28 protein-coding genes are annotated in these 23,437 nt (G+C 74.3%); 12 read left to right on the top strand and 16 right to left on the bottom strand.

The features are described 5' to 3' along the window. Positions 1 to 59: 59 nt before the first annotated feature. Genes H505_RS0124565 through H505_RS50690 form a run of 4 tightly spaced genes read right to left on the bottom strand, consistent with a single transcriptional unit; the run spans position 60 to position 1,667 of the window. Positions 60 to 860: a methyltransferase domain-containing protein gene (locus H505_RS0124565; RefSeq protein WP_034519611.1), complete on the bottom strand. Its 801-nt coding sequence runs from the start codon at positions 858 to 860 to the stop codon at positions 60 to 62. Further along, the gene (locus H505_RS52490) at positions 857 to 982 is read right to left on the bottom strand and encodes a hypothetical protein (protein ID WP_267898520.1); all 126 of its coding nucleotides are present in this window, start codon (positions 980 to 982) and stop codon (positions 857 to 859) included. Before H505_RS52490 ends, H505_RS0124565 begins: the two co-directional genes overlap by 4 nt. A 20-nt stretch (positions 983 to 1,002) precedes the next feature. After that, complete coding sequence (locus H505_RS50695) at positions 1,003 to 1,404, bottom strand: ATP-binding protein (RefSeq protein WP_034519610.1); 402 nt, start codon at positions 1,402 to 1,404, stop codon at positions 1,003 to 1,005. Beyond that, the gene (locus H505_RS50690) at positions 1,401 to 1,667 is read right to left on the bottom strand and encodes a hypothetical protein (RefSeq protein WP_026404100.1); all 267 of its coding nucleotides are present in this window, start codon (positions 1,665 to 1,667) and stop codon (positions 1,401 to 1,403) included. The genes H505_RS50695 and H505_RS50690 overlap by 4 nt, the downstream gene beginning before the upstream one ends. A gap of 99 nt (positions 1,668 to 1,766) precedes the next feature. On the opposite strand from H505_RS50690, the gene H505_RS44100 reads away from it, so the two are divergent. Together H505_RS44100 and H505_RS0124545 are read left to right on the top strand one after the other, a co-directional pair. After that, positions 1,767 to 2,612 carry a helix-turn-helix domain-containing protein gene (locus H505_RS44100; RefSeq protein ID WP_034519608.1) on the top strand — a complete coding sequence of 282 codons (846 nt, stop codon included), beginning with the start codon at positions 1,767 to 1,769 and terminating at the stop codon, positions 2,610 to 2,612. A gap of 16 nt (positions 2,613 to 2,628) precedes the next feature. Then, a complete protein-coding gene (locus H505_RS0124545; protein ID WP_026404099.1) occupies positions 2,629 to 2,898 on the top strand; it encodes a DUF397 domain-containing protein in 270 nt (89 codons plus the stop codon). 104 nt (positions 2,899 to 3,002) lie between these two features. On the opposite strand, the gene H505_RS0124540 is transcribed toward H505_RS0124545, so the two are convergent. Together H505_RS0124540 and H505_RS0124535 are read right to left on the bottom strand one after the other, a co-directional pair. After that, positions 3,003 to 3,347, bottom strand: coding sequence for a VOC family protein (locus H505_RS0124540; RefSeq protein WP_026404098.1), 345 nt, complete (start codon positions 3,345 to 3,347; stop codon positions 3,003 to 3,005). Between the two features lie 238 nt (positions 3,348 to 3,585). Beyond that, positions 3,586 to 4,203 (bottom strand): LysE family translocator, encoded by a 618-nt coding sequence (locus H505_RS0124535; protein ID WP_026404097.1) that lies wholly within the window; start codon positions 4,201 to 4,203, stop codon positions 3,586 to 3,588. Between the two features lie 116 nt (positions 4,204 to 4,319). Here H505_RS0124535 and H505_RS0124530 point away from each other — a divergent pair, with 116 nt between their 5' ends. Next, a complete protein-coding gene (locus H505_RS0124530) occupies positions 4,320 to 5,504 on the top strand; it encodes an MFS transporter (RefSeq protein ID WP_026404096.1) in 1,185 nt (394 codons plus the stop codon). Positions 5,505 to 5,532: 28 nt separating this feature from the next. Here H505_RS0124530 and H505_RS0124525 read toward each other — a convergent pair whose 3' ends face one another. Beyond that, positions 5,533 to 5,856 carry a hypothetical protein gene (locus H505_RS0124525; RefSeq protein WP_026404095.1) on the bottom strand — a complete coding sequence of 108 codons (324 nt, stop codon included), beginning with the start codon at positions 5,854 to 5,856 and terminating at the stop codon, positions 5,533 to 5,535. Between the two features lie 152 nt (positions 5,857 to 6,008). Here H505_RS0124525 and H505_RS44095 point away from each other — a divergent pair, with 152 nt between their 5' ends. After that, a complete protein-coding gene (locus H505_RS44095; protein WP_064743697.1) occupies positions 6,009 to 7,487 on the top strand; it encodes an MGH1-like glycoside hydrolase domain-containing protein in 1,479 nt (492 codons plus the stop codon). 33 nt (positions 7,488 to 7,520) lie between these two features. Here H505_RS44095 and H505_RS44090 read toward each other — a convergent pair whose 3' ends face one another. From H505_RS44090 to H505_RS0124505, 3 genes are all read right to left on the bottom strand, one after another. Beyond that, entirely contained in the window at positions 7,521 to 8,213 is a 693-nt protein-coding gene (locus H505_RS44090; RefSeq protein ID WP_051301109.1) for a DNA alkylation repair protein, read from the bottom strand. 300 nt (positions 8,214 to 8,513) lie between these two features. Next, complete coding sequence (locus H505_RS0124510; protein WP_026404094.1) at positions 8,514 to 9,284, bottom strand: ABC transporter permease; 771 nt, start codon at positions 9,282 to 9,284, stop codon at positions 8,514 to 8,516. Beyond that, positions 9,281 to 10,264 (bottom strand): daunorubicin resistance protein DrrA family ABC transporter ATP-binding protein, encoded by a 984-nt coding sequence (locus tag H505_RS0124505; RefSeq protein ID WP_026404093.1) that lies wholly within the window; start codon positions 10,262 to 10,264, stop codon positions 9,281 to 9,283. Before H505_RS0124505 ends, H505_RS0124510 begins: the two co-directional genes overlap by 4 nt. An 84-nt stretch (positions 10,265 to 10,348) precedes the next feature. On the opposite strand from H505_RS0124505, the gene H505_RS0124500 reads away from it, so the two are divergent. The 3 genes from H505_RS0124500 to H505_RS44085 are packed head-to-tail and all read left to right on the top strand — an operon-like array spanning position 10,349 to position 13,466. Beyond that, positions 10,349 to 11,431, top strand: coding sequence for a TetR/AcrR family transcriptional regulator (locus tag H505_RS0124500; RefSeq protein WP_026404092.1), 1,083 nt, complete (start codon positions 10,349 to 10,351; stop codon positions 11,429 to 11,431). Between the two features lie 2 nt (positions 11,432 to 11,433). Next, positions 11,434 to 12,006 carry a hypothetical protein gene (locus H505_RS0124495; RefSeq protein WP_026404091.1) on the top strand — a complete coding sequence of 191 codons (573 nt, stop codon included), beginning with the start codon at positions 11,434 to 11,436 and terminating at the stop codon, positions 12,004 to 12,006. Continuing rightward, positions 12,003 to 13,466 carry a pyruvate, phosphate dikinase gene (locus H505_RS44085; RefSeq protein WP_064743696.1) on the top strand — a complete coding sequence of 488 codons (1,464 nt, stop codon included), beginning with the start codon at positions 12,003 to 12,005 and terminating at the stop codon, positions 13,464 to 13,466. The genes H505_RS0124495 and H505_RS44085 overlap by 4 nt, the downstream gene beginning before the upstream one ends. Before the next feature lie 6 nt (positions 13,467 to 13,472). Here H505_RS44085 and H505_RS0124485 read toward each other — a convergent pair whose 3' ends face one another. Beyond that, positions 13,473 to 14,090, bottom strand: coding sequence for a permease prefix domain 1-containing protein (locus tag H505_RS0124485; RefSeq protein WP_026404090.1), 618 nt, complete (start codon positions 14,088 to 14,090; stop codon positions 13,473 to 13,475). Then, positions 14,087 to 14,413 carry a helix-turn-helix transcriptional regulator gene (locus H505_RS0124480; protein ID WP_026404089.1) on the bottom strand — a complete coding sequence of 109 codons (327 nt, stop codon included), beginning with the start codon at positions 14,411 to 14,413 and terminating at the stop codon, positions 14,087 to 14,089. Before H505_RS0124480 ends, H505_RS0124485 begins: the two co-directional genes overlap by 4 nt. Before the next feature lie 84 nt (positions 14,414 to 14,497). Between H505_RS0124480 and H505_RS0124475 the strand changes: the two genes are divergently transcribed. The 4 genes from H505_RS0124475 to H505_RS0124460 all read left to right on the top strand — a co-directional run bounded on the left by H505_RS0124475 (position 14,498) and on the right by H505_RS0124460 (position 19,053). Next, positions 14,498 to 14,914 (top strand): hypothetical protein, encoded by a 417-nt coding sequence (locus H505_RS0124475; protein ID WP_026404088.1) that lies wholly within the window; start codon positions 14,498 to 14,500, stop codon positions 14,912 to 14,914. 80 nt (positions 14,915 to 14,994) lie between these two features. Beyond that, entirely contained in the window at positions 14,995 to 17,211 is a 2,217-nt protein-coding gene (locus H505_RS44080) for an MMPL family transporter (protein ID WP_084550732.1), read from the top strand. Positions 17,212 to 17,216: 5 nt separating this feature from the next. Continuing rightward, complete coding sequence (locus H505_RS0124465) at positions 17,217 to 18,398, top strand: sensor histidine kinase (protein ID WP_026404087.1); 1,182 nt, start codon at positions 17,217 to 17,219, stop codon at positions 18,396 to 18,398. 1 nt (position 18,399) lies between these two features. Further along, positions 18,400 to 19,053, top strand: coding sequence for a response regulator (locus H505_RS0124460; protein ID WP_026404086.1), 654 nt, complete (start codon positions 18,400 to 18,402; stop codon positions 19,051 to 19,053). 36 nt (positions 19,054 to 19,089) lie between these two features. Here H505_RS0124460 and H505_RS0124455 read toward each other — a convergent pair whose 3' ends face one another. From H505_RS0124455 to H505_RS44075, 4 genes are read right to left on the bottom strand one after another with little or no spacing between them, the layout of a single operon-like run. Further along, positions 19,090 to 19,806, bottom strand: coding sequence for an ABC transporter permease (locus H505_RS0124455; RefSeq protein ID WP_026404085.1), 717 nt, complete (start codon positions 19,804 to 19,806; stop codon positions 19,090 to 19,092). Further along, positions 19,803 to 20,714: an ABC transporter ATP-binding protein gene (locus H505_RS0124450; RefSeq protein ID WP_026404084.1), complete on the bottom strand. Its 912-nt coding sequence runs from the start codon at positions 20,712 to 20,714 to the stop codon at positions 19,803 to 19,805. The genes H505_RS0124455 and H505_RS0124450 overlap by 4 nt, the downstream gene beginning before the upstream one ends. Beyond that, on the bottom strand, positions 20,711 to 21,589 hold the full coding sequence (locus tag H505_RS0124445; protein WP_026404083.1) for an ABC transporter permease: 879 nt from the start codon (positions 21,587 to 21,589) through the stop codon (positions 20,711 to 20,713). The genes H505_RS0124450 and H505_RS0124445 overlap by 4 nt, the downstream gene beginning before the upstream one ends. Then, entirely contained in the window at positions 21,586 to 22,527 is a 942-nt protein-coding gene (locus H505_RS44075; RefSeq protein ID WP_051301108.1) for an ABC transporter ATP-binding protein, read from the bottom strand. Before H505_RS44075 ends, H505_RS0124445 begins: the two co-directional genes overlap by 4 nt. Positions 22,528 to 22,764: 237 nt before the next feature. Here H505_RS44075 and H505_RS0124435 point away from each other — a divergent pair, with 237 nt between their 5' ends. Continuing rightward, on the top strand, positions 22,765 to 23,424 hold the full coding sequence (locus H505_RS0124435; RefSeq protein ID WP_026404082.1) for an HNH endonuclease family protein: 660 nt from the start codon (positions 22,765 to 22,767) through the stop codon (positions 23,422 to 23,424). The last annotated feature ends 13 nt before the right edge of the window (positions 23,425 to 23,437 follow it).

Below are 23,437 nucleotides of genomic sequence, written 5' to 3'. Positions count from 1 at the left end.
TCCGAGGGAACCGGCGCCCGCCCCCCCGGTGTGGCTTCGTGCGACCGCGAGGTCCTCGTCTAGGAGACGGGCCGCGTCTCGACCGGATTGCCGGGTTCGTCGAGCCACACCGTCTGCCCGTCCGGCGTCACCGTGACCCCGAACCTGGAGGCGTCCGGCCTCCCCCGCGCCTCCCACCGCTCCTGCGTCTCGTCCAGCACCGCCTGCGGGAGCCGCTGCCCGTGCAGCGGCATGAACCAGACGGGGACCGAGAACCGCCCTTCGGCGGTGCCGTCCTCCCGCACAGTGAGCACGGCCAGCGGCCCGGACGGATGGAACGTCGCCGCCCACGGCACCACGACGAGCCCGCCCGGCCTCGTCTGCTCGATCCACGCGTAGGGGACGGTGTGCGCCGCCGCCGTGGCCAGCACCCGGTCGAACGGCGCCCGCGCCGGGACGCCCGCCTCCCCGTCCCCGGTGATCACGGCCACGTCCGGACGGCCCGCGGCGCGCAACGCCCTCCGGGCGTGCTCGGCCGCCTCCCCGTCGATCTCGACCGACACGACCTCGGCCCCGAGCGCGGCCAGGCAGGCGGCGTTGTAGCCGGTCCCCGTGCCGATCTCCAGCACGCGCATGCCGGGCGCCAACCGCAGGACGCCGATCATCCGGGCCATCACCGAGGGCCCGGACGTCGACGAGGTCGGCCACGTCCCGTCCTTGAGCCGCGTCGCGACCGGCTCGTCCGCCGCCACGAGCCGTTCCCACGCGTCCGGCTCGTCGGCGCGCGACAGCCGCACGAACCGGCCGTCCCGCACCGCCCAGACCGTCTCGGGGACGAACAGGCGCCGATCGACCGGCGGAAGCCCCGGAAACCCGCTCACCCCTGCCCCGTTCCGCTGCAGGTGCCGCAGGTGATCTTCTGCTCCTTGCTGTCCAGGTTCACCTTCACCCATCCCTTGCCACCGCACGCGCCGCACGCCTGCTTCTTCCCGTGCTTGCCCATCGCGTCTCCTTCGCTTGTGCTCACGACTCGGCTTCCAGGGGCGCGACCACGAACCAGACCTCGGTGCCGCGCGTGGAGCGGCGGCTGAACCTCCAGCGCACGGCCAGTTCGTCCAGTAACGCGACGCCGCGCCCGCCCTCCTTCGACGTCCCGGCCCGTCGCAGGCACGGCGCCCCGGGCGCGCCCTCGTCGGTGACCGCGGCCCGCACCCACCGGACCGTCCAGCGGATGTTCACCAGGAACGAGCCGCCCGGACGGCCACTGCGCGAGTGCTCGATGGCGTTCGTGCCGATCTCGGACGTGAGCAGGACGGCGTCCGCGCGTCCCGGGTGCTCGCCGAGGACGTCGCGGACGAACCGGCGCGCCGCCGACACCTCGATCGCGAGCCCCGGCAGCCGGATCTCCTTTTCCTGGGTGCTCACCGCGCCACCGCCGTCCCGACGGTGTCCGCCGCGAGCGGGTCGGTGACGAGCACCCAGCCGCCCGAGTAGACGAACGCCCACGTGTCGTGCTGCGGGACGGGCACGCACGCCACGTGCCGGACGCACCGGGCGCGTGCGCGCAGGATGCCCACGCCGTCCACGTCCAGCACCTCCGCCGCGATCCCGCGCCCGTTGAGCTGCCCGGCCAGCCAGGCCAGCAGCACCGCGCGCCTCTCCCGCACCGTCTCCGGCGGCCCGTTCATCCGTATCCCACCCCTCACCCGCTCCGTAGCCGTATGGTGACAGAGTGTTCCAGGATGATGACTGATCGCATGTGCTTCGACGCATAATGTGAGGACGCGATGCCGTACACCGCCACCGTCCGAGGCCGACGCCTCGCCCGCGAGCTGCGGAAACTACGCCAGGAGGCCAAACTCAGCGGCGACCAGGTCGCCCGGGAGCTCGAATGGGAGCAGTCCAAGATCAGCCGAATGGAGAACGCCAAGATGCGGATCACCTCCGGCGAGGTGATGGAGCTCCTCGAGCTGTACGGCATCACTGGCGACAAGCGCACCGAGCTCGTCCAACTCGCCCGCGAGGCCCGCAAGAAGGGCTGGTGGCACAGCTACGAGGACGTCCTCAGCACCGGCTTCAGCGACTACCTGGCATTCGAGTCAGAGGCGCTGACCTACCGCACCTTCCAATCCCAGCTCATTCCAGGGATCCTTCAGACGGCGGACTACGCACGCGCGATCTTCCGGGGCGCACGTCCCCGAACCACGGAAGAGATCGAACGCGCGGTAGAAGCCCGACTGGCTCGACAGGAGCGACTCACAACGTCCACGAATCCGCTACACGCCAGGCTTGTGATCGACGAGTCAACATTGCACCGGTCGGTCGGCGACACCACCGTCATGCGAGCACAGCTACGTCGAGTACTTGAGCTGGGCGAGCTCGCGAACGTTTCGGTCCAGGTCCTCCCGTTCGAGGCCGGCGTTCACGCCGCGATCGACGGCCCGTTCACTTTGCTCACCTTCAAGAGGTACCCGGAGGTGCTTTACATGGAGCACTTCATGGGATGGATTTACTTGGAAAAGCCGTCCGAAACCGAGCGGAGTAACGTGGTTTTCGACCACCTGACCGCTTCCGCCTTGAACACGAGCAAGTCCGCAAGGCTTATCCACCAGATGGCCAGCGGCTCGTCCTAGGACCCGGAGGACAAGCATGACCAGCCACGACTTCACCTGCACGAACTGGCGCAAGAGCAGCCACAGCGGCAACAACGACTGCGTAGAAGTCGGCGCCGCCGGCCCCGCCCCTGCAACCTGGCGCAAGAGCACTCACAGCGGCACCGGGGACTGCGTCGAAGCGGCCTCGCTGGAAGGCATCATCGGCATCCGGGACTCGAAGGACCCGGACGGGGGCGTCATCGTGCTCGGGCGACGGGAGTGGGCGCGGCTCGTCGGCACCCTCAAGGCGACCACCGGCAAGTGACCCGCCCTTCCGGGACGCCGGAACACACGGCCGACGGGGGCCAGGAGAGCAATGGTGGGCGCGATCGGCCGATCTGTTCGGCGGCACTCGGATCGCGGAAGGCGTTACTGGGACAGGACGTTGATGACGCGGCCGTTGGGGTCGCGGACGAAGAAGCGGCGGACGCCCCACTCCTCGTCCTGCAAGGGATGGACGATCTCCGCGCCGGCCTCGCGCATCGCCGCGTAGGCCGCGTCCACGTCCTCCACCTCGACGCTCATGTCGGGGACGACCGGCGCGGTCGCGTCGTGCGTCAGGAAGGTGACCTGGGCGGTGGGGTTGGACGGGGAGGCGAGCGTCATCACCCAGCCGTGGTTCATGACCTCCTCGAAGCCGAGGAGGCCGTAGAAGTCGCGGCTCTCGTCCATGGCCTCGGTATGGAAATCGGGCATGGCGCGGCGGATGGGCATGGCGGCTCCCTCGGCGGACGGTCGGTTCCCGTTCAGGGTCTCATTCCCCTCGTCGTGCAGGGCTTCGAGTCGCGCGCGGCGGTAGCCGTCGCCCCAACCGGTCATGAGGCACATCGTCCGGCGGCGGTCGGGTCGGCGGCGCGCTCGGCGCGCCGCCGGTGCGGGACGCGTGGTTCCTCGCGTTCGAGCCGGGCGTCCAGGCCGCGCTCCCGGCAGTGTCGCCTACGGCCCGCGCCGCTCAGCGTTCGGCGGCGAGGGTGACGCCGAGGCCGATGAACGTGCCGCCGGTGGCCGCGTCGAGGCGGCGGCGGACGGTCTCGCGGGTGCGGAGCCAGCCGCCGATGCGGCCCGCGAGGACGCCGACGGTGCCGTCCGCGAGGAACTCGAGGGTGATCAGGACGCCGCCGAGGATCGCGACCTGGAGCCAGACGGGACCGGCGGCGGGATCGATGAACTGCGGGAGGAAGGCGACCATGAACGTGAAGGTCTGCGGGTTGGCCGCCGCGGACACGACGCCGTTGAGGAACGCGCGGCGGCCGGACGTCCCGTCGGGGGCCTGGTTGCTCCCGCGGTTCCGGATCAGCTGGACGCCGAGGTAGATCAGGTACGCGGCGCCCGCGATGCGGATCACGGTGAACGCGACGGGGAACGCCGTCAGGAGCGCGGCGAGTCCGGCGGTGGCCGCGACGATGTAGAGCGCGTCGCCGGTGATGACGCCGAGCGTGGCCAGCAGGCCCGCGCGGGCGCCGCCGCGCACGCCGCAGCCGAGGACGAACAGCATGTCGGGGCCCGGGGTGACGAGCGCGACGATCGTGGTCACCGTGAACACGGCGAGCAGGTGGGGGTCGACCGGCATCCGTTGATCTTCTCATCGCGGGCGGGACGGTTGAGGTCGCGAACCCGCCAGACCCTCCGCGGCGGCGCTTGTTGGGTGGGAGGCGTCCACCTCCACCGACACAGGACGGGGTCGCGATGACCACGCTCGTCGAACCGGGCGGCCGTCCGGCCGCGCCGCCGGGGCCGGCCGGGTGGCCGGCGGTGCTGTCGGTGACGCTCGGGATCTTCTCGATCGTCACCACCGAGATCCTCCCGATCGGGCTGCTGACGTCCGTCGGTTCGAGCTTCGCCGTCTCCGACGGCACGGCCGGGCTGATGATGACGATGCCCGGGTTCCTGGCGGCCCTCGCGGCCCCCGCGCTCACCGTCGCGACGGCGCGGGTCGACCGGCGGGCGATGCTGTGCGCCCTGATGTTCCTGCTGGCGGCGGCGAACTTCATCGCCGCGGCCGCACCCGCGTACTGGGCGATGCTCGTGTCGCGCGTCCTGGTCGGCGTCGTCATCGGCGGGTTCTGGTCGATCGGCGCGGGCCTGGCCGGACGGCTGGTGCCCGCGCGCTCCGAGCGCCGGGCGACGGCCGTCGTGTTCGCGGCGGTCCCGCTGGGGTCGGTGCTCGGGGTTCCGCTGGGGACGCTGATCGGGAGCGTGGGCGGGTGGCGGGTCAGTTTCGCGGTGCTGGGCGTCCTGTCGGCGGCGGTGCTCGTCGCGCTGGCCGTGCTGGTGCCGCCGCTGCCCGGGGAGCGGGCCACCGGGCTGGACGCGCTGCGCGGCGCGGCCCGCGGCAGCCGCTTCGCGCTGGCGGCGACGGTGCTGGTCGTCCTCGCGCACTTCGGCGCCTACACCTACGTGGCGCCGTTCCTGGAGGGGGTCACGCGGGTGTCCGCGGGATCGGTCACGGTGTTCCTGCTGGCGTTCGGGGCCGCGGGCATCGTCGGCAACTTCGTCGCGGGCGCCGCCGTCGCGCGCCGTCCGCGCGCCGCGTTCGGCACGGCGGCGGGACTGATCGCGGTGGCCGCGCTCGCGCTTCCCGTCCTGGGCAGGTGGGAGGCGGGCGCGGTGGCGCTGCTGGTGGTGTGGGGCCTGGGGTACGGCGCCGTGCCGGTGTGCTCGCAGACGTGGTTCGTCAGGGCCGCCCCGCACGCGCCGGAAGCCGCGTCGGTGCTGTTCACCGCGTCGTTCCAGGCGACCCTGTCGACCGGCGCCCTGGTCGGCGGCATCGTCGTGGACCGCACGTCGCCGTCGGCGGTGCTGCTGCTCGGCGGGGCCACCGCCGCGGTCATGGTCGCGGTCGTCGCGGGCCGCTCGCGCGCGGCGCGCTGACGGACGGCTCAGCGGGCGCGGGCGGCGATCAACTCGACCAGGACGTCCGGTGTGTCGGGTTCGAGGGCGGCGAGGCGGCGCAGGTGCGGGAGGTCCTCGCCGTCGGGGGCGGCCGGCCGAGGCGGGGGCGACGCGTGCAGGTCGGCGGGGTCGAGGGGGGCGGGCGGTCGTGCGGGGCGTCCTGGAACTCGACGAAGCCCGCGACCGTCCGGATCGTCTCCATGCAGGCCCGGTAGGCGTCCGGGAGCGGGAGGCCGACCCGGACGAACACGCCGATCAGCGCGTCGACGTTGCGGAGCATCGCGGGGTGGCGGGCGAGGGTGACGTTCTCGCCGAGGGCGAGGGTCGTCATGCCGGACCCAAACGCCTGAAAAGGCAAAACTTCCTGTGCGGGCCACGAAATTACAAGTTCAGGTCATACCATGACAATGAGTGGTCGATGGACGGTGCATGTTCGGTCAACGCGCCCCCTCGACATGCCCCTGACCTGTGAGGAGCCCCCGAGTGGACCGCGCCGCACCCTTCGCGGGACCCGGTGAGGTCGACGTGCGCGCCGGCCTCCCCCCGGCGACGCGCCCCGGACCCGACGAGCGGCGCCGGCTGGCCGAGGCCGCCGTCGCCACGCTGGCCGGCAACTGGACGGGCGCCGCGACGCTGCCGTCCCGCACGCAGTACCCGCACCAGTGGAGCTGGGACTCGGCGTTCATCGCGATCGGGCTGGCCCGCGTCGACCAGGACCGCGCGCAGCGCGAGCTGCTCGGCCTGCTCCGCGCTCAGTGGGGCGGCGGACGGCTGCCGCACATCGTCTACGGCGACACCGAGGACGAGTCGTACTTCCCCGGCTCCGCCTTCTGGGACAGCCGCGGCGTCCCCGACGCCCCCGCCGTGCGGACGTCCGGCATCGTGCAGCCGCCCGTGCACGCGCGCGCGGCGCTGACCGTCTGCACGCGGGCGGACGACGAGGCCGCGGCCGTCCGGTTCCTCGCCGAGGCGTACCCGAAGCTCGCGGCGCAGCACCGCTACCTGCTGGAACGGCGCGACCTCGACGGCGGCGGGCTGGCGTGCATCGTCCACCCGTGGGAGTCCGGCACCGACAACAGCCCCGCGTGGGACCCGTTCCTGGCGCGGTTCACCGAGGCGGAGTGCGCGTTCGTCCGCCGCGACATGGTGCACGTTCCGGCGGACGAGCGGCCCAGCGACGCGGACTACTCGGCGTACATCGCGCTGGCCGAGAGCTACCGCGACATCGGCTACGACGACCTCAAGCTGCTCGACAAGCACGGCTTCACGGTCGAGGACCCGCTGTTCAACGCGATCCTGCTGGACGGCGAGCTGTGCCTCGCCGAGATCGCCCGGCGGCTCGGCCGCGACCCGGAACCGCACCTGCGGTCCGCCCGCGCCGTCCACCGGGGGCTGATGGAGCGGCTGTGGGACGAGGAGCGCGGCACGTTCGTCGCCCGCGACGTCCGCACCGGCGTCCGGGGGACGGTCGCGACGGTCTCCGGGTTCGCGCCGCTGCTCGACCCGTGGCTGCCCGCCGAGGTGCGCGACCGGCTGGCCGGGCTGCTGCTGTCGCCCGCGTTCATGGACGGCTGCCGCCACCCCGTGCCCACCTACGACCTGCGCGAGCCGAACTTCGACCGCCGCTGCTACTGGCGCGGCCCGACCTGGGTGAACACCAACTGGCTGCTGTGGGTGGGCGCGCTGCGCGCCGGGCGGCCCGACATCGCCCGGACGATCTCCGCGTCGACCCTCGACCTGGTGGGGCGCTCGGGGTTCCGCGAGTACTTCGACCCCGTGGACGGCTGCGGGCGCGGGGCGCACGACTTCAGCTGGTCGGCGGCGCTCGCCCTCGACATGGTGGCCGCGGACGACGGCGCCGTGCCGCTGCCGTCGATCGTCCACGACGGCGCGCGGCGGCTCGACGCGTCGACGCCCGCCCGGTTCGGCGCCGCGGCGCGGACGTCCGCCGCGGAGCGCTGACCCGCGAGGGTCAGGCGGCGGCCCCGCCGGCGCCTACTCTCGAAGAGATCGCTCGATGTGGCTCGGAAGCAGGTACGTCGCGAGGCGCAGGGTCGGGCGACTCATCCGGTGTCGGTGCTCGGCGAGGAAGTCGAGCAGGCGCTGCCGGTCGATCTTGCCGACCTCGCGCAGCGCGGTGCCGACCGGTTTGGTGACGAGTCCGCTGGGGTCGTCGAGCAGGAGATCGGCCAGGGCGAGCGGATCGTCGAGGTCGCCTTGCCGGATGAGCCAGAAGGAGGCGGTGATCGCGGTCCGCCGCTCGATCGCCGCATCGGACCGCGCGAGATCGAACAGCGGCCGGCGCGACTTGTCGAGCAGGTACCAGCCGACGACGCGCGGGGCCGAGCGGTCGACGAGATCCCAGATGTCGATGAACTCGTGGTGGTTCATGTAGGTCTCGTAGAGCCGACGCCGTCCGTCGTCGTCCAGACCGCGGCGCCGCGCCTTGAAGTCGAGGATCGAGACGCCGACCATGCGCATCTCGTACCACGGGCTGGCCAGCAGGTCGGGGACGTGGGAGAGGTCGATGTCCGTCCACTCCTTGGCGGTGTCGAACACCTCCTTCATCCGCACACCGATCACGTCCAAGCCGCTGTCGGGCGGCAGGCGTCGCACGATCTTGTCCCGCTCCGCGGGGCTCCGCCGGTTGCTCAAGGCGTCCTGGATCCGCTCAAGGGGCTGCGCCATTCCGCTGACCTTCCTGTCGCCGTCGGATCGGTGATCTCCGGTGAGCGCCGGGCGTGCGCCGGAGGGTCAGCGTGCCCTGCGATGGTTCGCGGTCGCATGGCTGCCCGCCGCGATCCCGGCGAAGAGCACCGCTCCGACGGGCCACACGACCCATGCGTCTTCCCAAGCATCGCCGATCAAGCCCCAGGCGAGGTGATCGCGGCGAGGATCGGCCGGTAGAACACCGCGATCACGCCGACGACGCTGCGCTCTCCGCCGCTGCCGCGGCGGGTGAGCTGCGCGGCGGGCGGCCGGTCGGGGTCACTCCGCGCGGCCGTAGGCCCGGACGGCGAGAGGACAGAACACCGCGAACAGGGCGGCGCACCAGAGGAGCGCGGTGGTGGCGGCGCCGTCCACCGGGGTGCCGTTGAGCAGGGCGCGGCAGGCGTCCATCACGTGGGTCACGGGGTTGACCTCGGCCCACGCGCCCAGCCAGCCCGGCAGCGTGCCGGTCGGGGTGGCGAGGCTCGTGCCCAGTTGCAGGGGCAGGAAAGTGATGAAGCTGAACGCCAGGACGGCGCTCGCGTCCTTGACCAGCACCCCGAAGAGCACGGTGACCCAGCTCAGGCAGAACCCGAACAGGACGGCGAGGCCCGCGGCGGCCAGCGCGGCGGCGGCCGTGCCCCCGGCGCGGAAGCCGAGCAGGACGCCGAGGGCGAACAGCAGCGCGACGGCGAGCAGGTAGCGGACGAGATCGGCCAGCACGGACCCGAGGAGGGGCGCGAGGCGGCTGATCGGCATGCTCCGGAACCGGTCGGTAACGCCGTTCTTGAGGTCGAGGTTGATGTTCGTGCCGGTGGACACCAGCCCGGACAGCGCGGCGCCCATGACGAGGATGCCGGGGAAGAGGTACTGCAGGTAGTCCCCGGTGGAGCCCGCGACCGGACGGCCGAACAGGTAGAGGAAGAGCACCAGGAACAGTGCGGGCGAGACGACCCCGTTGACGACGGGCCCCGGGTTGCGCTTCGTCTTGGCCAGGCTGCGGCGGGCCAGGACGAGGCTGTGCCGGACGGTGCGCAGTGGACTGGTCATCGTGCCGCCTTCACGGAGTCGGGGGGCGTGGAGCCGGAGCGCGCGTCGGAGCGCGCGCCGGTCAGGGCGTGGAACACCTCGTCGAGGCTCGGCAGCCGGAGGGACAGCTCGATGACGCCGATGCGCTGCGCGCGGAACCGGGCGGCCGTCTCGTAGAAGGCGTCGTCCCCGTCGACGGGGACGGCGAGTTCGGTGCCGGACGGACGGTCGGGGGCGCGCCCGGCGACCGCGGCGAGGATCGCCGCCGCCGGTTCGGCGTCGGCGGGGTCGTCGAGCCGGACGGCGATCGTGTGCCCGCCGATCCGGCGCTTCAGCTCGGCGGGGGCCCCGGCGGCGATCACCCGGCCGCCGTCGATGACGGTGATCGCGTCGGCGAGCGCGTCCGCCTCCTCCAGGTACTGGGTGGTCAGCAGGACGGTGGCGCCGTCGGCCGCGAGGTCCCGGACCATCCGCCACAGCTCGTCCCGCCTGCCCGGGTCGAGTCCGGCGGACGGCTCGTCGAGGAAGACCGCTTCGGGACGGCCGACGAGGGCGGCCGCCAGGTCGAGGCGGCGGCGCATGCCGCCGGAGTAGCCCGCGGCGGGACGGCCGGCGGCGTCGCCGAGCCCGAACCAGTCCAGCAGTTCGTCCGCGCGCTGCTCGGCGCGGCGGCGGGGCAGGTCGAGCAGCCGCCCGATCATGACGAGGTTCGCCCGTCCGGACAGTTCCTCGTCGACGCCGGTGTGCTGGCCCGACAGCGCGATCCGCTCCCGGACGCGCGCGGGGTCGCGCGCCACGTCGAACCCCGCGACGGTCGCGCGTCCGGCGTCCGGGCGCAGCAGGGTCGCCAGGATCCTGATCACGGTCGTCTTCCCCGCGCCGTTCGGCCCCAGCAGTCCGAGGACCCGCCCGCGCCCGGCCGCCAGGGTGACGCCGTCCAGCGCCGTCGTCCCGCCGAACCGTCTGACGAGGCCCTCCGCCTCGAAACCGTACTCGCTCATGACATGCTCCCACCATTCAGATGTTGGCATCATCTGGATGGTGAAAGTATCTTAGGACGCCCGGACGGGCAACGAGGGGTGGCGATGGTCAGGCTCACGCGAGCCCAGCGGCAGGAACGGACGCGCGCGGCCGTGCTGGTGGCGGCACAGGACGAGTTCGCCGAACACGGCTACGCCGACGCGAAGATCGACCGGATCGCGGAGCGGGCGGAACTCACCCGCGGCGCCGTCTACTCGAACTTCCCGAGCAAACGCGCGCTGTACCTCGCGGTCCTCGTCGACGCGCTCGACCGGGACGGGGACGCGGACGGGGACGGGGACGCGGCACCGCCCGCGGCGTCCCTCGACGAGGCGCTCGGCGCGTTCGCCCGCGCCCGGCTCGAACGCCTCCCGATGAGCGGCGACTCCCCGGCGAGCGCCGGGCTGCGGCTGCGGTCCACCGACGGCCTGTTCGACGACGACCGCGGCCGCGCCGCGCTCGCGCAGGTCACGTGGCTGGAGGGGCTGCTGCTCGGGCTGGCGCTGGAGACGTACGCGCCGCGCGTCCGGCGCGTCCGGCTGGCGGAGCTGGTGCTGACCCTGCTCGACGGCGCCGGGCACCTCGCGGGGACGGCGCCCGGGTTCGGCGACCCGTTCGACGTCGCGCGCGCCTGCCGCCACCTGGCCGGACTCGACCTCGGCGACGCCTGGGACCCGCCGCACCTGCCGTTCACCGCCCCCGCGACGCCCGTCCGGGACGCCTGGGAGCCGCCCGCGGAGCCGCTGGACGCGATCACCGGCGACCCGGCCGACCTCGGCGCCGACGGGGTGGTCGCGGTCCTCGGCACCGGCCGGCTGCGCGCGGCCGAGGAGGCGGTCCGCGCCGCCCGCCCCGGCGAGCCGGTGACCGTGGCCGTCGTGACGGCCGACCCCGCCGAACTCGGCCGCCTCGTGCGGCTGCGGATCGGCGACGTCGCCCGCTGCCTGCGCCGCGCGCTCCCCCCTGACGCGCGGCCCGGCCTGCGCCTCGTCCTGGACGAGCGCGGCGCCGTCGCGGCGGCCGCGGGCGTCCCCGCGCCGGACGACGGCACCGAGACCGCCGTGCGCGTCCGCGCCGGCGAGATCGTCGCCCGCGCGGACGGGCGCGGCGCGGCGCACGCCGTCGCGGCCGGCGGGACGCGGGTGTGACGATGCACGCGACCGGCACCGACCTGCTCGTCCTGCACACCCTGCGCTGCGTCGGCGTCGCGGGCGCCGCCCGGCTCGCCGAGGCCGCGGCGCTGCCCGCACCCGACGTGGAGTCCGAACTGATCGACCTCGCCGTGGCGGGGCTCGTCACGCACCTGCCCGGCGAGTTCGGCGGGTGGAGCCTCACCGACGCCGGACGGGCCTCGGACGCCGCCCGCATCCGCGACGAGCTCGACGCGGCGGGCGCCCGCCCCCGGGTCGCCGCGGCGTTCGACCGCTTCCTCGTGCTCAACCCGGAGATGCTCGACCTCTGCACGGCGTGGCAGCTCCGCACCGGCGACGGCGCCCGCGTGCTGGACGCGCTGGCGGACTTCCACCTGCGCGCCGACGCCGTCTGCGCCGACCTCGCCGCGGCGCTGCTCCGGTTCCGGCGCTACCGCGACCGGCTCGCCCGCGCGCTCGCCCGCGCCCGCGCCGGCGCGACCGAGTACGTGGCGGACGACCTCGCCTCGTACCACACGGTGTGGTTCCAGCTCCACGAGGACCTTCTCGTCACCCTGGGCATCCCGCGATGACCTGGACGTACCCGCTCGCGCCCGACGTCGCCGAGCCCGCGGACGTCCTCGGCGGCAAGGCCCGCGGCCTGATCGAGCTGCGGCGCCTCGGGCTGCCGGTGCCGCCCGGGTTCGTCGTCGGCACCCCGGCGTGCCGCGCGTTCCTGCGGGACGGCCGCCTCCCGGACGGCCTCGGCGCCGAACTGGACGCGGCCGTCGCGGACCTGGAGGCCGCCACCGGGCGGCGCCTCGGCGGCCGCACCCGCCCGCTGGCGCTCGCCGTCCGCTCGGGCGGCGCGGTGTCAATGCCCGGCATGATGAGCACGGTCCTGAACCTGGGCCTCACGCCCGAGGCGACCGCGGCCCTCGCCGCCGAAACGGGCGACGCGCCGTTCGCGCACGACTCCCGCCGCAGATTCCTGGCCGGCCTCGCCGCCGCAACGGCGGGCGTCCCTCCACGAACGTGGAGGGACGGCGCGAGCGGGACGCACCGGTCGGCCTCGCCGCTCGCCGCCGTCCCGGGCGAGGGGGCCGCCGAAGACGCCCGCGGGCAGCTCGACCTCGCCGTACGGGCGGTGTTCGCGTCGTGGAACACGGCACGCGCGAAGACCTACCGTGCGATCCACGGCATTCCGGACGATGCGGGGACGGCCGTGACCGTGCAGGCGATGGTGTTCGGCAACCGCGACGGCCGCAGCGGGACGGGCGTGGCGTTCGGCCGCGACCCCGCCACGGGCGAGCCCGTCCCGTCCGGGGAGGTGCTGTTCGGCGGGCAGGGGGAGGACGTCGTGTCCGGGCGGTCGAGCCCGCTGCGGCTGTCCGCGCTGGCCGACCGGGAACCGGCGGTGTGGGCGGCGCTCCTCGACGCGCTGCGGCGGATCGAGGGGCACTACCGGGACGCGTGCCACGTGGAGTTCACGTTCGAGTCGGGCGAGCTGTCGCTGCTGCAGGTCCGGGCCGGGGGCCTCGCCGGGCGCGCGGCCGTGCGGGTCGCGGTCGACCTGGCCGACGCGGGCGTGATCGACCGGGCCGAGGCGGTCCGGCGCGTGTCGCCGCACGACCTGCGGCACGCGCGCGCCCCGCGGCTCGACACCGCCGGACTGGACGTCCTCGCCCGCGGTGTCGGCGCCTCCCCGGGCGTCGCGGCCGGCCGGGTCGCCGCCACCGCGGACGACGCGGTCCGCATGGCGGCCGGCGGCCCGGTCGTCCTGGTGCGCCCGGAGACGTCGCCGCTCGACATGCACGGGCTCGCGGCCGCCGCGGGCGTCGTCACCGCCGCCGGCGGGACGACCAGCCACGCGGCGGTCGTCGCGCGGTCGATGGGCAAACCGGCCGTCGTCGGCGCGCCGGACTGCCTCGGCCTCCCGCCGGGCGCACTCGTCACGATCGACGGCGCGAGCGGCGAGGTCGTCGCCGGGCGCGCCCCGGCGGCGGCGGAGGCGAACCCGCACCTGGAGCGCCTCCTCGCCTGGCTCGACTGACCGGCGTCAGGCCAGGCGGGCGCAGTGGCGGCAGGCTCGGGCGGAGGCCGCGACCTTCGTGTGGGACACCAGGGTGAGGGCGGCGATCGCCGCGGCGAGCGGCCAGTCCGCGGACAGGGCGGACGCGGCGGTGAGGGCGACCGCGCTGGCGCCGAGGGCCGCGCCGGAGACCGTCCCGGCCCACGCGACCGTCCGCGGCAGGCCGGACGGGACGGGCATGCGGCGGGCCCACGCGCCCGTGGCGGCGAGGCCGCCGGCGCCGAGCAGGGCGGCGGCCGCGGCGACGGCGCCGACGAGCCGGGCCGCGTGCGGGAGCACGCCGCCGCCCGTGCCCGCGAGCTGCCAGCAGAGCAGGAGGACGGGGGCGCTCAGCGCGACCGCGAGGGCGGTGCGGCGGGCCTGCGCGATCGTGAGTTCGCGCTGGAAGTCGGGGGCGACGTCCGCGACCGTGCCGAAGTCGCGGACGGCGCGGCGCGCGGCGTCCGCGGCGGGCAGGCCCGTCGCGGCGAGGTCGTCGGCGGCGTCGGCGAGCCCGGCGCGGGCCTCGTCGAGCATCCGCGCCTTGGCGCGGGCGGGGCCGTGCAGGGCGGCGGAGAGCGCCCCGACGTGCTCGTCGATGATCACGTCGGTCCCGGTTCGAGGACCGCGCCGATCGCGGACGTGAACGCGCGCCAGGCCGTCCGCTCGCCCGCGAGGGTGCGGCGGCCGGCGTCGGTGAGCGCGTAGCGGCGGCGGCGGCGCCCGCCCGCCGACTCCCAGCTCCCGCTCAGCAGCCCGATGCGCTCCAGCCGGTTCAGCGCCGGATAGACGGTGCCCGTGCGCAGTTCGAGGGCTCCCCCGCTGCGCTCCTGGACGGCCGTGATGATCGCGTACCCGTGCAGCGGGCCGGATTCGAGCACGGCGAGCAGCAGGGCGTCCAGGTGCCCCCGTACCGCGTCTCCCCTCATGCGTACGCAGCCTACCCATTCGACGTGTTGGCATGCTATGCATTGGTGGCCAATATGTTGGCCACCAACTTAAGAGGAGTCACGATGACCGAGGTGCTGCTGACGCTGCACGTCCTGGCGGCGATCCTGGCGATCGGGCCGGTGTCGGTGGCCGGGTCGCTGTTCCCCCGCTACGCCCGCGAGGGCAACGCCGGGGTGATGGCGGCCCTGCACCGGATCTGCCGCGGGTACGCGCTGGTCGGGGTCGCGGTGCCGCTGTTCGGCTTCGGGACGGGGGCGACGCTCGGCGTGCTGGCGCAGGCATGGCTCGTCGCGTCGATCGCCCTGACGGGCGCCGCGGCGGCGCTGCTGGCGTTCGCGGTCCTGCCCGTCCAGGCGCGGGTGGTGGCCGGGGACGTCCCGGGCGAACGGGTCGCGGGCCGGCTGGCGATGGTCACCGGGATCTTCAACCTGCTGTGGACGGCCGTCGCCGTCCTGATGATCGTCCGCCCCGGCGCCTGACGCGTCCACCGATCGGTGGACGGGAGGTTCAGCCGGTCGGGGCTCATGCGGGAAGGGCCCGCCCGGCGAGGCTCGACGGCATGACGAACCTTCCTGTGCGCATGGCCCGGTGGAGCGCCGGGCATCCGTGGCGCGGCATCGCGGCGTGGTTCCTGTTCGTCGCGCTCTGCCTGGGCGCGGGCTTCGCGGTCGGCGGGAACGCGGCGACGACCGAGGACTTCCGGATCGGCGAGGCCGGACGGGCGGAGGCGATGGCGGACGCGGGCGGGCTCGCCCAGGCACCCGTCGAGCACGTGCTGATCACCGCGAGGTCGGGGCCCCTCGACCGGGACGCGGCGCGGGCGGCCGCGCACGACGCGGCCGTCCGGATGGAGCGGCTCCCCGAGGTCGAGCGGGTGTCGGCGCCGGTGTGGTCGCGGGACGGCACGGCCGTGCGCGTCGACGTGACCATGCGGGGCGTCGAACTCGACGCCAAGAACCATGTGGACGCGCTGCTGGCGCAGACCGGGGCGGTGCAGGAGGCGCACCCGGGCCTGCGGGTCGCCGAGACCGGCGGCCCGTCCGTCGGCAAGGGCGTCGGCGAGCTGCGCAACGACGACCTGGCGCGGACCGAGATGATCGCGCTGCCGATCACGCTGCTCACGCTGCTGGTCGTGTTCGGGTCGGTCGCGGTGGCCGTGGTGCCGGTGGTGCTCGCGCTGACCTCGATCGCGGCGGCGATCGGGCTGTCGATGCTGGCCTCGCACGTGTTCCCGGACGCGGGCGTCGGCGCGAGCGTCATCCTGCTGATCGGCATGGCGGTCGGCGTCGACTACACGCTGTTCTACCTGAAGCGGGAGCGGGAGGAGCGGGCCAGGACGGCCGGACGGCTGGACGCGCGGGCGCTCGTGGAGATCGCGGCGGCGACGTCCGGGCGGTCGGTGGTCGTCTCAGGTCTCGCGGTGGCGGTGTCGAGCGCGACCCTGTACCTCGCCGACGACGTGATCTTCGCGTCGATCGCGACGGCGGCGATCCTGGTGACGCTCGTCGCGGTGGTCAGCTCGCTGACCGTGCTGCCGGCGGTGCTGGCGAAGCTCGGCGCGTGGTCGGAGCGCCGGGCGGCGCGGCGGAACCGGGCGCCGAAGCCACCGCGGATCGGCGCCGGGCGGATCACGAACGCGATGCTGCGCCCGGTCGGCCGGCGGCCCGGCGCGGTCCTGCTGGTGTCGGCGGCCGCGATGCTGGCGCCGGCCGCGCCGCTGCTGAACCTGAACCTGACCGACATGGGCCGCGACAGCCACCCCCGCGACGTCCCCGCCATGCGGGTGTTCGACCGGCTGAACGCGGCGTTCCCCGAGCTGAAGGCGACGCACCGGATCGTCGTGCGGGCGGACGCGGACCGCGCCGGCGAGGTCGCGGCGGCGCTGCGGCAGATCGCCGGACGGGCGGAGCGCGACCCGCTGTTCGCCGGACCGGCGACGCTGCTGGCGTCCGCGGACGGGCGGACCAGCCTCCTCCGGCTCCAGGTGCCGCACCACGCGAGCACCGACCGGGCGCGGCGCTCGCTGGAGCTGGTCCGCACCGAGTACGTGCCCGCGACCGTCGGACGCCTCGGCGTGGACGTCGCCGTGACCGGCGACGTCGCCCGGTACGCCGACTATCCCCGGCACCAGCGGAGCAGGCTCCCGTTCGTCATCGGGGCGCTGCTGCTGGCGACGTTCGCGATGACGGTGTGGGCGTTCCGTTCCGTGGTGCTCGCACTGATCGGCGTGGTGCTCAACCTGCTGTCGGCGGGCGCGGCGCTCGGGCTGCTGGTCCTGGTGTTCCAGGGGACGTGGGCCGAGGGCCTCCTCGACTTCGACTCGACCGGATCCATCGGCTCCCGCGTTCCGCTGTTCCTGTTCGTCATCCTGTTCGGCCTGTCGATGGACTACCAGGTGTTCGTCATCAGCCGCATCCGCGAGGCCGCACTGGCGGGCGTCCCGACGCGGCGGGCCGTCCTGGACGGCATCGGCCGCTCGGCGAGCGTCGTGACGAGCGCGGCGCTCGTCATGGTGACGGTGTTCGCGAGCTTCGTGTCCCTGCACATCATGGAGATGAAGCAGATGGGGTTCGCGCTGGCGGTGGCCGTGCTGCTGGACGCCGCGATCATCCGGATCCTCGTCCTCCCCGCGATGATGCTCCTGCTCGGCGACCGCTGCTGGTGGCCGTCCCGGCAGATCAAACAGGCACGGACGGATCGGGCACGGACAGATCGGGCAGGGACGGATCGGACCGGGGCGGGCGCGGCGGAACCGTCGCCGGGAACCCTAGGCTGACCATCGTGACGCAGCGGACTCGGACGGCCGCGCCGCCGGACGACCGGTTCCGGCTCCGGCTCCACCAGTGGTACGCGCTCGCGTGGATGGTGTTCGGGCTGATCCCGCCCGGCCTCGCCGTCCGGGACCAGCCCGCGGCCGTCCGCTCCCCGATGCTGGTGCTGCTGGTGCTGCTCGGCGCGGGATACGCGGTCCTCGTGACGTGGCCGCGCAACCGCGCCGTCCGGCCGGGGGTGTTCGTCGCCCTGCTGGTGGCGGCGCTGGGCCTGCACTCCTACCTGCTGGACGGCGGCGCGGCGATGCTGGTCGTGTCCCTGCCGCAGTTCTGGATCTTCGGCGGCGGCGCGCGGCGCGCGATCGCCCTCACCGCGGCCGGCACCGCCGCCGTCCTCGCCGGCGACCTCGCCCAGGACCTGCCGCGCGTCGCCGCCGGCGGCAACCTGGTGGCCGCGCTCGTCGGCTGCGCCGCCGGAATCCTCGGCGGCCTGCTCGTCCGGCGGATCGAGCGGCGCGGCGACGAGCGCGCCGCCGAGCTGGGCGCCGAGCTGGACGACGCGCGGCTGGAACTGGCGCGGGCCCACCAGCGGCAGGGCGCGGCGGAGGAGCGCGAGCGCATCGCCCGGGAGATCCACGACACGCTCGCCCAGGGCTTCGCGTCGATCGTCGCGCTCGCCGAGGCCGCCCGCTCCGGCCTCGCGACCGACCCGGACGCGAGCGCCCGGCAGCTCACGTCCATCGAGCGGACCGCGCGGGAGAACCTCGCGGAGGCGCGGGTCCTCGTCGGCTCGGCGACCCGGCCGCCCGGGTCGGTCGCGCGGACGCTGCGCCGCGCCCTCGACCGGTTCGCCGAGGACACCGGCGTCCGCGTCACCGCCGACCTGCCCGACGTCGACTGCGACCAGCCGACGCGCATCGCGCTGCTGCGCTGCACGCAGGAGTCCCTCGCGAACGTCCGCAAGCACGCGGCGGCGTCCGCGGTCGGGGTCGTCCTGACCCGGCGGCCGGACGGCGTCGAGCTGGAGATCACCGACGACGGCCGCGGCTTCGCCGTCGCCGACTCCCGCGGGTTCGGCCTGGACGGGATGCGGCGCCGGCTGGCCGAGCTCGGCGGCGAGCTGACCGTGACCAGCGCGCCCGGCGACGGCACCCGCGTCCTCGCCGCGATCCCCCTGGACCGGGAGGGCTGACATGACCGAACGGAAGATCCGCGTCGTCGTCGCCGACGACCACACGGTGATGCGCGGCGGGGTCGTCGCGCTGCTGGCGGCCGAGCCGACGCTCGACGTCGTCGGGGAGGCGGGCGACGGCCGGGCCGCCGTCGAACTCGTCGCGGCGCTGCGGCCGGACGTCGCGCTGCTCGACCTGCGGATGCCCGTCCTGGACGGCGTCGGCGCCACCGCGCGGATCGTCGCGGGCGCCGCGCCCACCCGGGTGCTGATCCTGACGACCTACGACACCGACGCCGAGATCGAGAGCGCCGTCGAGGCGGGCGCGATCGGCTACCTGCTGAAGGACGCGACCCGCGAGCAGCTCGTCGACGCGCTGCACGCCGCCGCGCGCGGCGAGACGGTGCTGGCGCCGCGCGTCGCGCGGCGGCTCGTCGCGCGGATGCGGCGCCCCGACCCGGCGGCGCTGACCCCCCGCGAGGTGGAGGTCCTGCGGGCGGTCGCCGACGGGCTGTCGAACGCCGAGATCGGGCGGCGGCTCGTCATCGGGGAGGCCACCGTGAAGACGCACCTGCTGCGGGTGTTCGCGAAGCTGGACGCCCGCGACCGCACGCACGCGGTCGTCCTCGCGATGGAACGCGGCCTGCTGCGCGCCCGTCCGGACGCCGCCCCCTGACCGGCGGCGCCCGGACGGGACGCGGGACCGCGCGGGCTACTCGGCGCTCGCGACCGACAGGGTGCGCAGCCGGAACACCGCGAGGAACGCCCCGGCGACCGTCACCGCGGCCAGCAGCGCGACCGCCAGCGGCAGGCCGACGGACGAGTCCACCATCGTCGCCGAGGTCAGCGAGTCCGTCACCGACAGCGCCCACGCCTGGACGGACGCGGACTTCGCGCCCGGCGCGAAGCTCGCCAGCAGCGACTCCCACACCAACGCGTACAGCAGCCCGACCGTGACGGCGTTGCGGCTCAGGACCGCGAGCGCCACGAAGATCGAGCTGTAGGCGAGGCCGCCGACGAGGACGCCCGCGGTGTACGCGGCGGTCACGCCCGCGGTCGTCCCGGCCAGCAGGATCCCGGCGAGCAGCGTCGGGACGACCGCGAACGCCGTGACCAGGACGATCGCGACGGCCAGCTTCGTCAGCACGATCACCCCGCGCGGGATCGGCTTGGTCAGCACGTACATGATCTGGCCGTCGTCGATCTCCGGGCCGATCACGCCGGTGCCGGCGATGAGCGCGAGCAGCGGCAGCAGCGTCGCGAGCCCGAACTGCTGCAGCACGAGGGCCGCGGTCTCCAGGTCGTCCTCGCCGGTGGCGCGGATGCCGGCCGCGAGCGCCAGCAGGATGGCGGGCAGCACGAGCAGCAGCAGCGCGCGGCGCCGGCCGAGCATCGCCCGGAAGGTGATTCTCGCGATCGTCGCGTTCATTTCGCCACCAGGTAGGAGAAGACGCTTTCGAGGGACTCGTCGGCCGGGGAGACCTCCCACAGCCGCACGTCCGCCTGCTTCGCGACCTGCGGGAGCAGCCAGGTGAACCGCTGGAAGTCGGTCGCCTCGACCTGGAGGCCCTTGTCGGTGAGCCGCACGCTGCGCGCCGACCCGTCCGCGATGATCGCGGCGGCGAGCGCGCGGTCGTCCGCGGACCGGACGAGGAACAGGTGCGGCCGGTCGGTCATCAGCCGGCGGATCCGGCGGAAGTCGCCGGACGCGGCGTGCCGCCCCGCGACGATGACCTCGATGTGCCCGGCGAGCCGCTCGACCTCCTCCAGGATGTGCGACGAGAACAGGATCGTGCGCCCCTCGTCGGCCATCCGCCGGATGAGGTCCATGAGCTGGAGCCGCTGCCGCGGGTCCATGCCGTTGAACGGCTCGTCCAGCAGCAGGACGGGCGGGTCGTGCACGAGCGCCGACGCCATCTTGATCCGCTGCTTCATGCCCTTGGAGTAGTTGCCGATCGCGCGGTCCGCGGCGTACTCCATCTCGACGAGGCCGATCGCGCGGCGGGCGGCGGCGTCCGGGTCGGGCAGCTTGTGGAGCTTCGCCATCGCGTGGATGAACTGGGCGCCGGTGAGGAAGTCGTACGCCGCCTCCCGCTCGGGGACGAGCCCGAGGCCGCGGTACACGTCCGGGTTCCGCCAGATCGGCGCGCCGTCCAGCGTGACCGTCCCCGAGGACGGCGCGAGGAACCCGCCCATCATGTGGATGAGGGTGGACTTCCCGGCGCCGTTCGGGCCGAGCAGCCCGGTGACGCCCGGGCCGATCGTCATCGACACCCCGTTGACGGCGACGACGTTGCCGTACCAGCGGGACACGTTCTCCAGTTTCAGCTCGCTCATGAGAGGCCCGCCTTCCGGAACCGGCGGTACAGGACCGCGATCGAGCCGGCCGCCAGCGCCGCGCACAGGGCCAGCGCGGCCAGGCCGCCGCCGGCGCCCGGCGCCGCGGCCATCGAGGCCGGTTCCGCGCCGAGCAGCCTGACCTGGACGGTGTCGACCAGGTCGAACGGGGTGAACAGCGACATCCACCCCTGCAGGGTGTAGTTGCCCTGCACTTCGGCGAGGGTCTGCACGATCGCCACGAACGCGACGGACAGCATGTACACGGCGATGACCGCGGCGACGCCGAACCCGCGGCGGGGCGTGAACGCGGCGACGACCATCCCGATCGCGGCGAGCACGGCCGCGAACAGCACGCAGCCGACGAGCGCCGTCAGGAAGTCGAGGAGGTGCCGCCCCGAGTCCGGCGCCTTCGCGACCAGCCCGCCCACGTACAGCACGGTGATCGGCACCGCCGTGATCGCGAGCAGCGAGGTCGCCATCGCGCCGATCTTGGCGAGGACGAAGTCCAGGTGGTCGATCGGGCGGGAGAAGTACAGCGGGACGACGTGGAAGCGCAGCTCCCGCGACGCCAGCACCGGCGCCTGCGTCGCCGTGAAGATCGCGATGACCACCTGCATGACCACCGCGTAGGCCGAGTACGGGATCAGCGCGTCCGCCTGCTTGCTCACCGCGAACGCGGCGACCGACCCGGCGGCCGGCAGCAGCATGATCGCGCCGAGCAGGAACGGCATGATCTTGGCGCGGGCGGGCCGGCCCAGCCCGAACGCGGCCCGCAGGTTGTGGACGTACAGCGACCGCAGCACGTACCCGCGGCCGTTGCGGCGGCCCTCGTAGTGCCGGTAGCCGATGTCGTGGATCGTGCTGGTGCTCATCGGGGCGCCCCCTGGTCCTGCGCGGCCGCGGCGGCCGCGGCCGGGTCTCCCTGGAAGACCTCCTCGATGCGGTGCCGCCGCTGCTCCATCCGGACCAGCCGCAGCCCCAGGTCCGCGACGCCGTCCCGGACGAGGTCGTAGGTCGCCTCGTCCGCGATGTCGACCACGAGGAGCCGCCCCTCGGGACGGACGGCCGCGCCCTGCTCGTGCAGCCGCGCGCCCAGCTCGTCCCGCCCCTCCTCGACCTCCACGGTGAGGACGCCGCTGGCCTCGGTGTACGCCTCGACGGCCTGCGAGCGCAGCAGCTTCCCGCCATCGATGATGACCACGTGGTCGCAGACGCGTTCCAGCTCGCCGAGCAGGTGCGAGGTGACCAGGACGCTGATCCCGAACTCGGTACCGATCCGCCGGATCAGGTCGAGCATCTCGTCGCGTCCGGCCGGGTCGAGGCCGTTGGTCGGCTCGTCCAGGAAGACGAGCTTGGGGTCGTGGACGAGCGCCTGCGCGAGCTTCACCCGCTGGCGCATGCCCGTCGAGTATCCGCCCATCGGGCGGTACCGCTCCTCGTACAGCCCGACGTGCCGCAGCGTGTCGGCGGCGCGCTCGCGGGCGGCGGTCGCGGGCAGCCCGCACATCCGGGCCATGTGGACGACGAACTCGGTCGCGGAGATGTCCGGCGGCAGGCATTCGTACTCGGGCATGAACCCGACGTTCTCCCGGATGCGGACGCCCTCGCGCGCGATGTCGAGCCCGAGCACGCTCGCCGTCCCGGCCGTGGGCGGCTGCAGGCCCAGCAGGATCTTGATGAGCGTGGACTTCCCGGCGCCGTTGGCGCCGACGAGCCCGACGACGCCCGGTTCGACGGCCACGTTCAGGTCGTCGAGGGCGGTCACCCTGGGGAACCTCATCGTCAGGCCCTGGGTGGCGATGATCGGCATGCTGCCGAACCTATCGCCTGTGTTGTCCGGTGACGTCGCCCTTAGGAGCGATGCCGTGGGCCATTGGTCTGATTTCCGTACCGACCAAAGTCGCTCCGCGGGACGACGTGCCGCGCGCCCGGGCACCGGCCGTCCGGCGGGCGTCCCGCACGGCCGCTTCCGCCGCCCCGTACGGTGAGATCGTTTATTCACCCTCAATTGGGCGAAAACCCACAGAAACCCCAGGACGGTGACGGCATGCAACGCGCGGCACCCGCGGCGGCCCTCGCGCTCGCCGCGGCCCTCCTCACCGGATGCAGCGCCGACGTCGGCATCTCCGGCGCCGGGACGCCCGCCCCGGCCGGCGAGGCGACCGGGAGCGCGGCCGAGGCGCGCGGCGCGCTCGCGGACCTGCGCGTCGCCCCCGAAGGCGACGGCGACGGCTACGAGCGCGAGGCGTTCGGCACCCGCTGGAAGGACACCGACCGCAACGGCTGCGACCAGCGCAACGACGTCCTCGCCCGCGACCTCGCCGACGTCCGCAAGCGCGGCGACTGCGTCGTCGTCGCCGGGCTCCTCCGCGACCCCTACACCGGCCGGAAGATCACCTTCTCCAAGGCCGACGCCGCCGAGGTGCAGATCGACCACGTCTACCCGCTCGCGCTCGCCTGGCGGATGGGCGCGTCCGGCTGGACCGAGGACCGGCGCGAGCGGTTCGCCAACGACCCCCGCAACCTGCTCGCCGTGTGGGGCGTGCCCAACGGGCAGAAGGGCGACTCCGGCCCCGGCGAGTGGAAGCCGCGCAAGGCGTTCCAGTGCGAGTACGCGGTCGCCTACATCGGTGTCGCCGACGCGTACGGCCTCCCGGTCACCTCCGCGGACGAGCGCGCGCTCGGCGGCTTCCTCGACCGCTGCTGAACCGGCCGCCCTA

This window comes from Actinomadura rifamycini DSM 43936 (assembly GCF_000425065.1).
Lineage (GTDB): Bacteria > Actinomycetota > Actinomycetes > Streptosporangiales > Streptosporangiaceae > Spirillospora > Spirillospora rifamycini.
The sequence above is the reverse complement of the archived record's forward strand: the minus strand, read 5'-3'. Positions and strand labels throughout refer to the sequence as shown.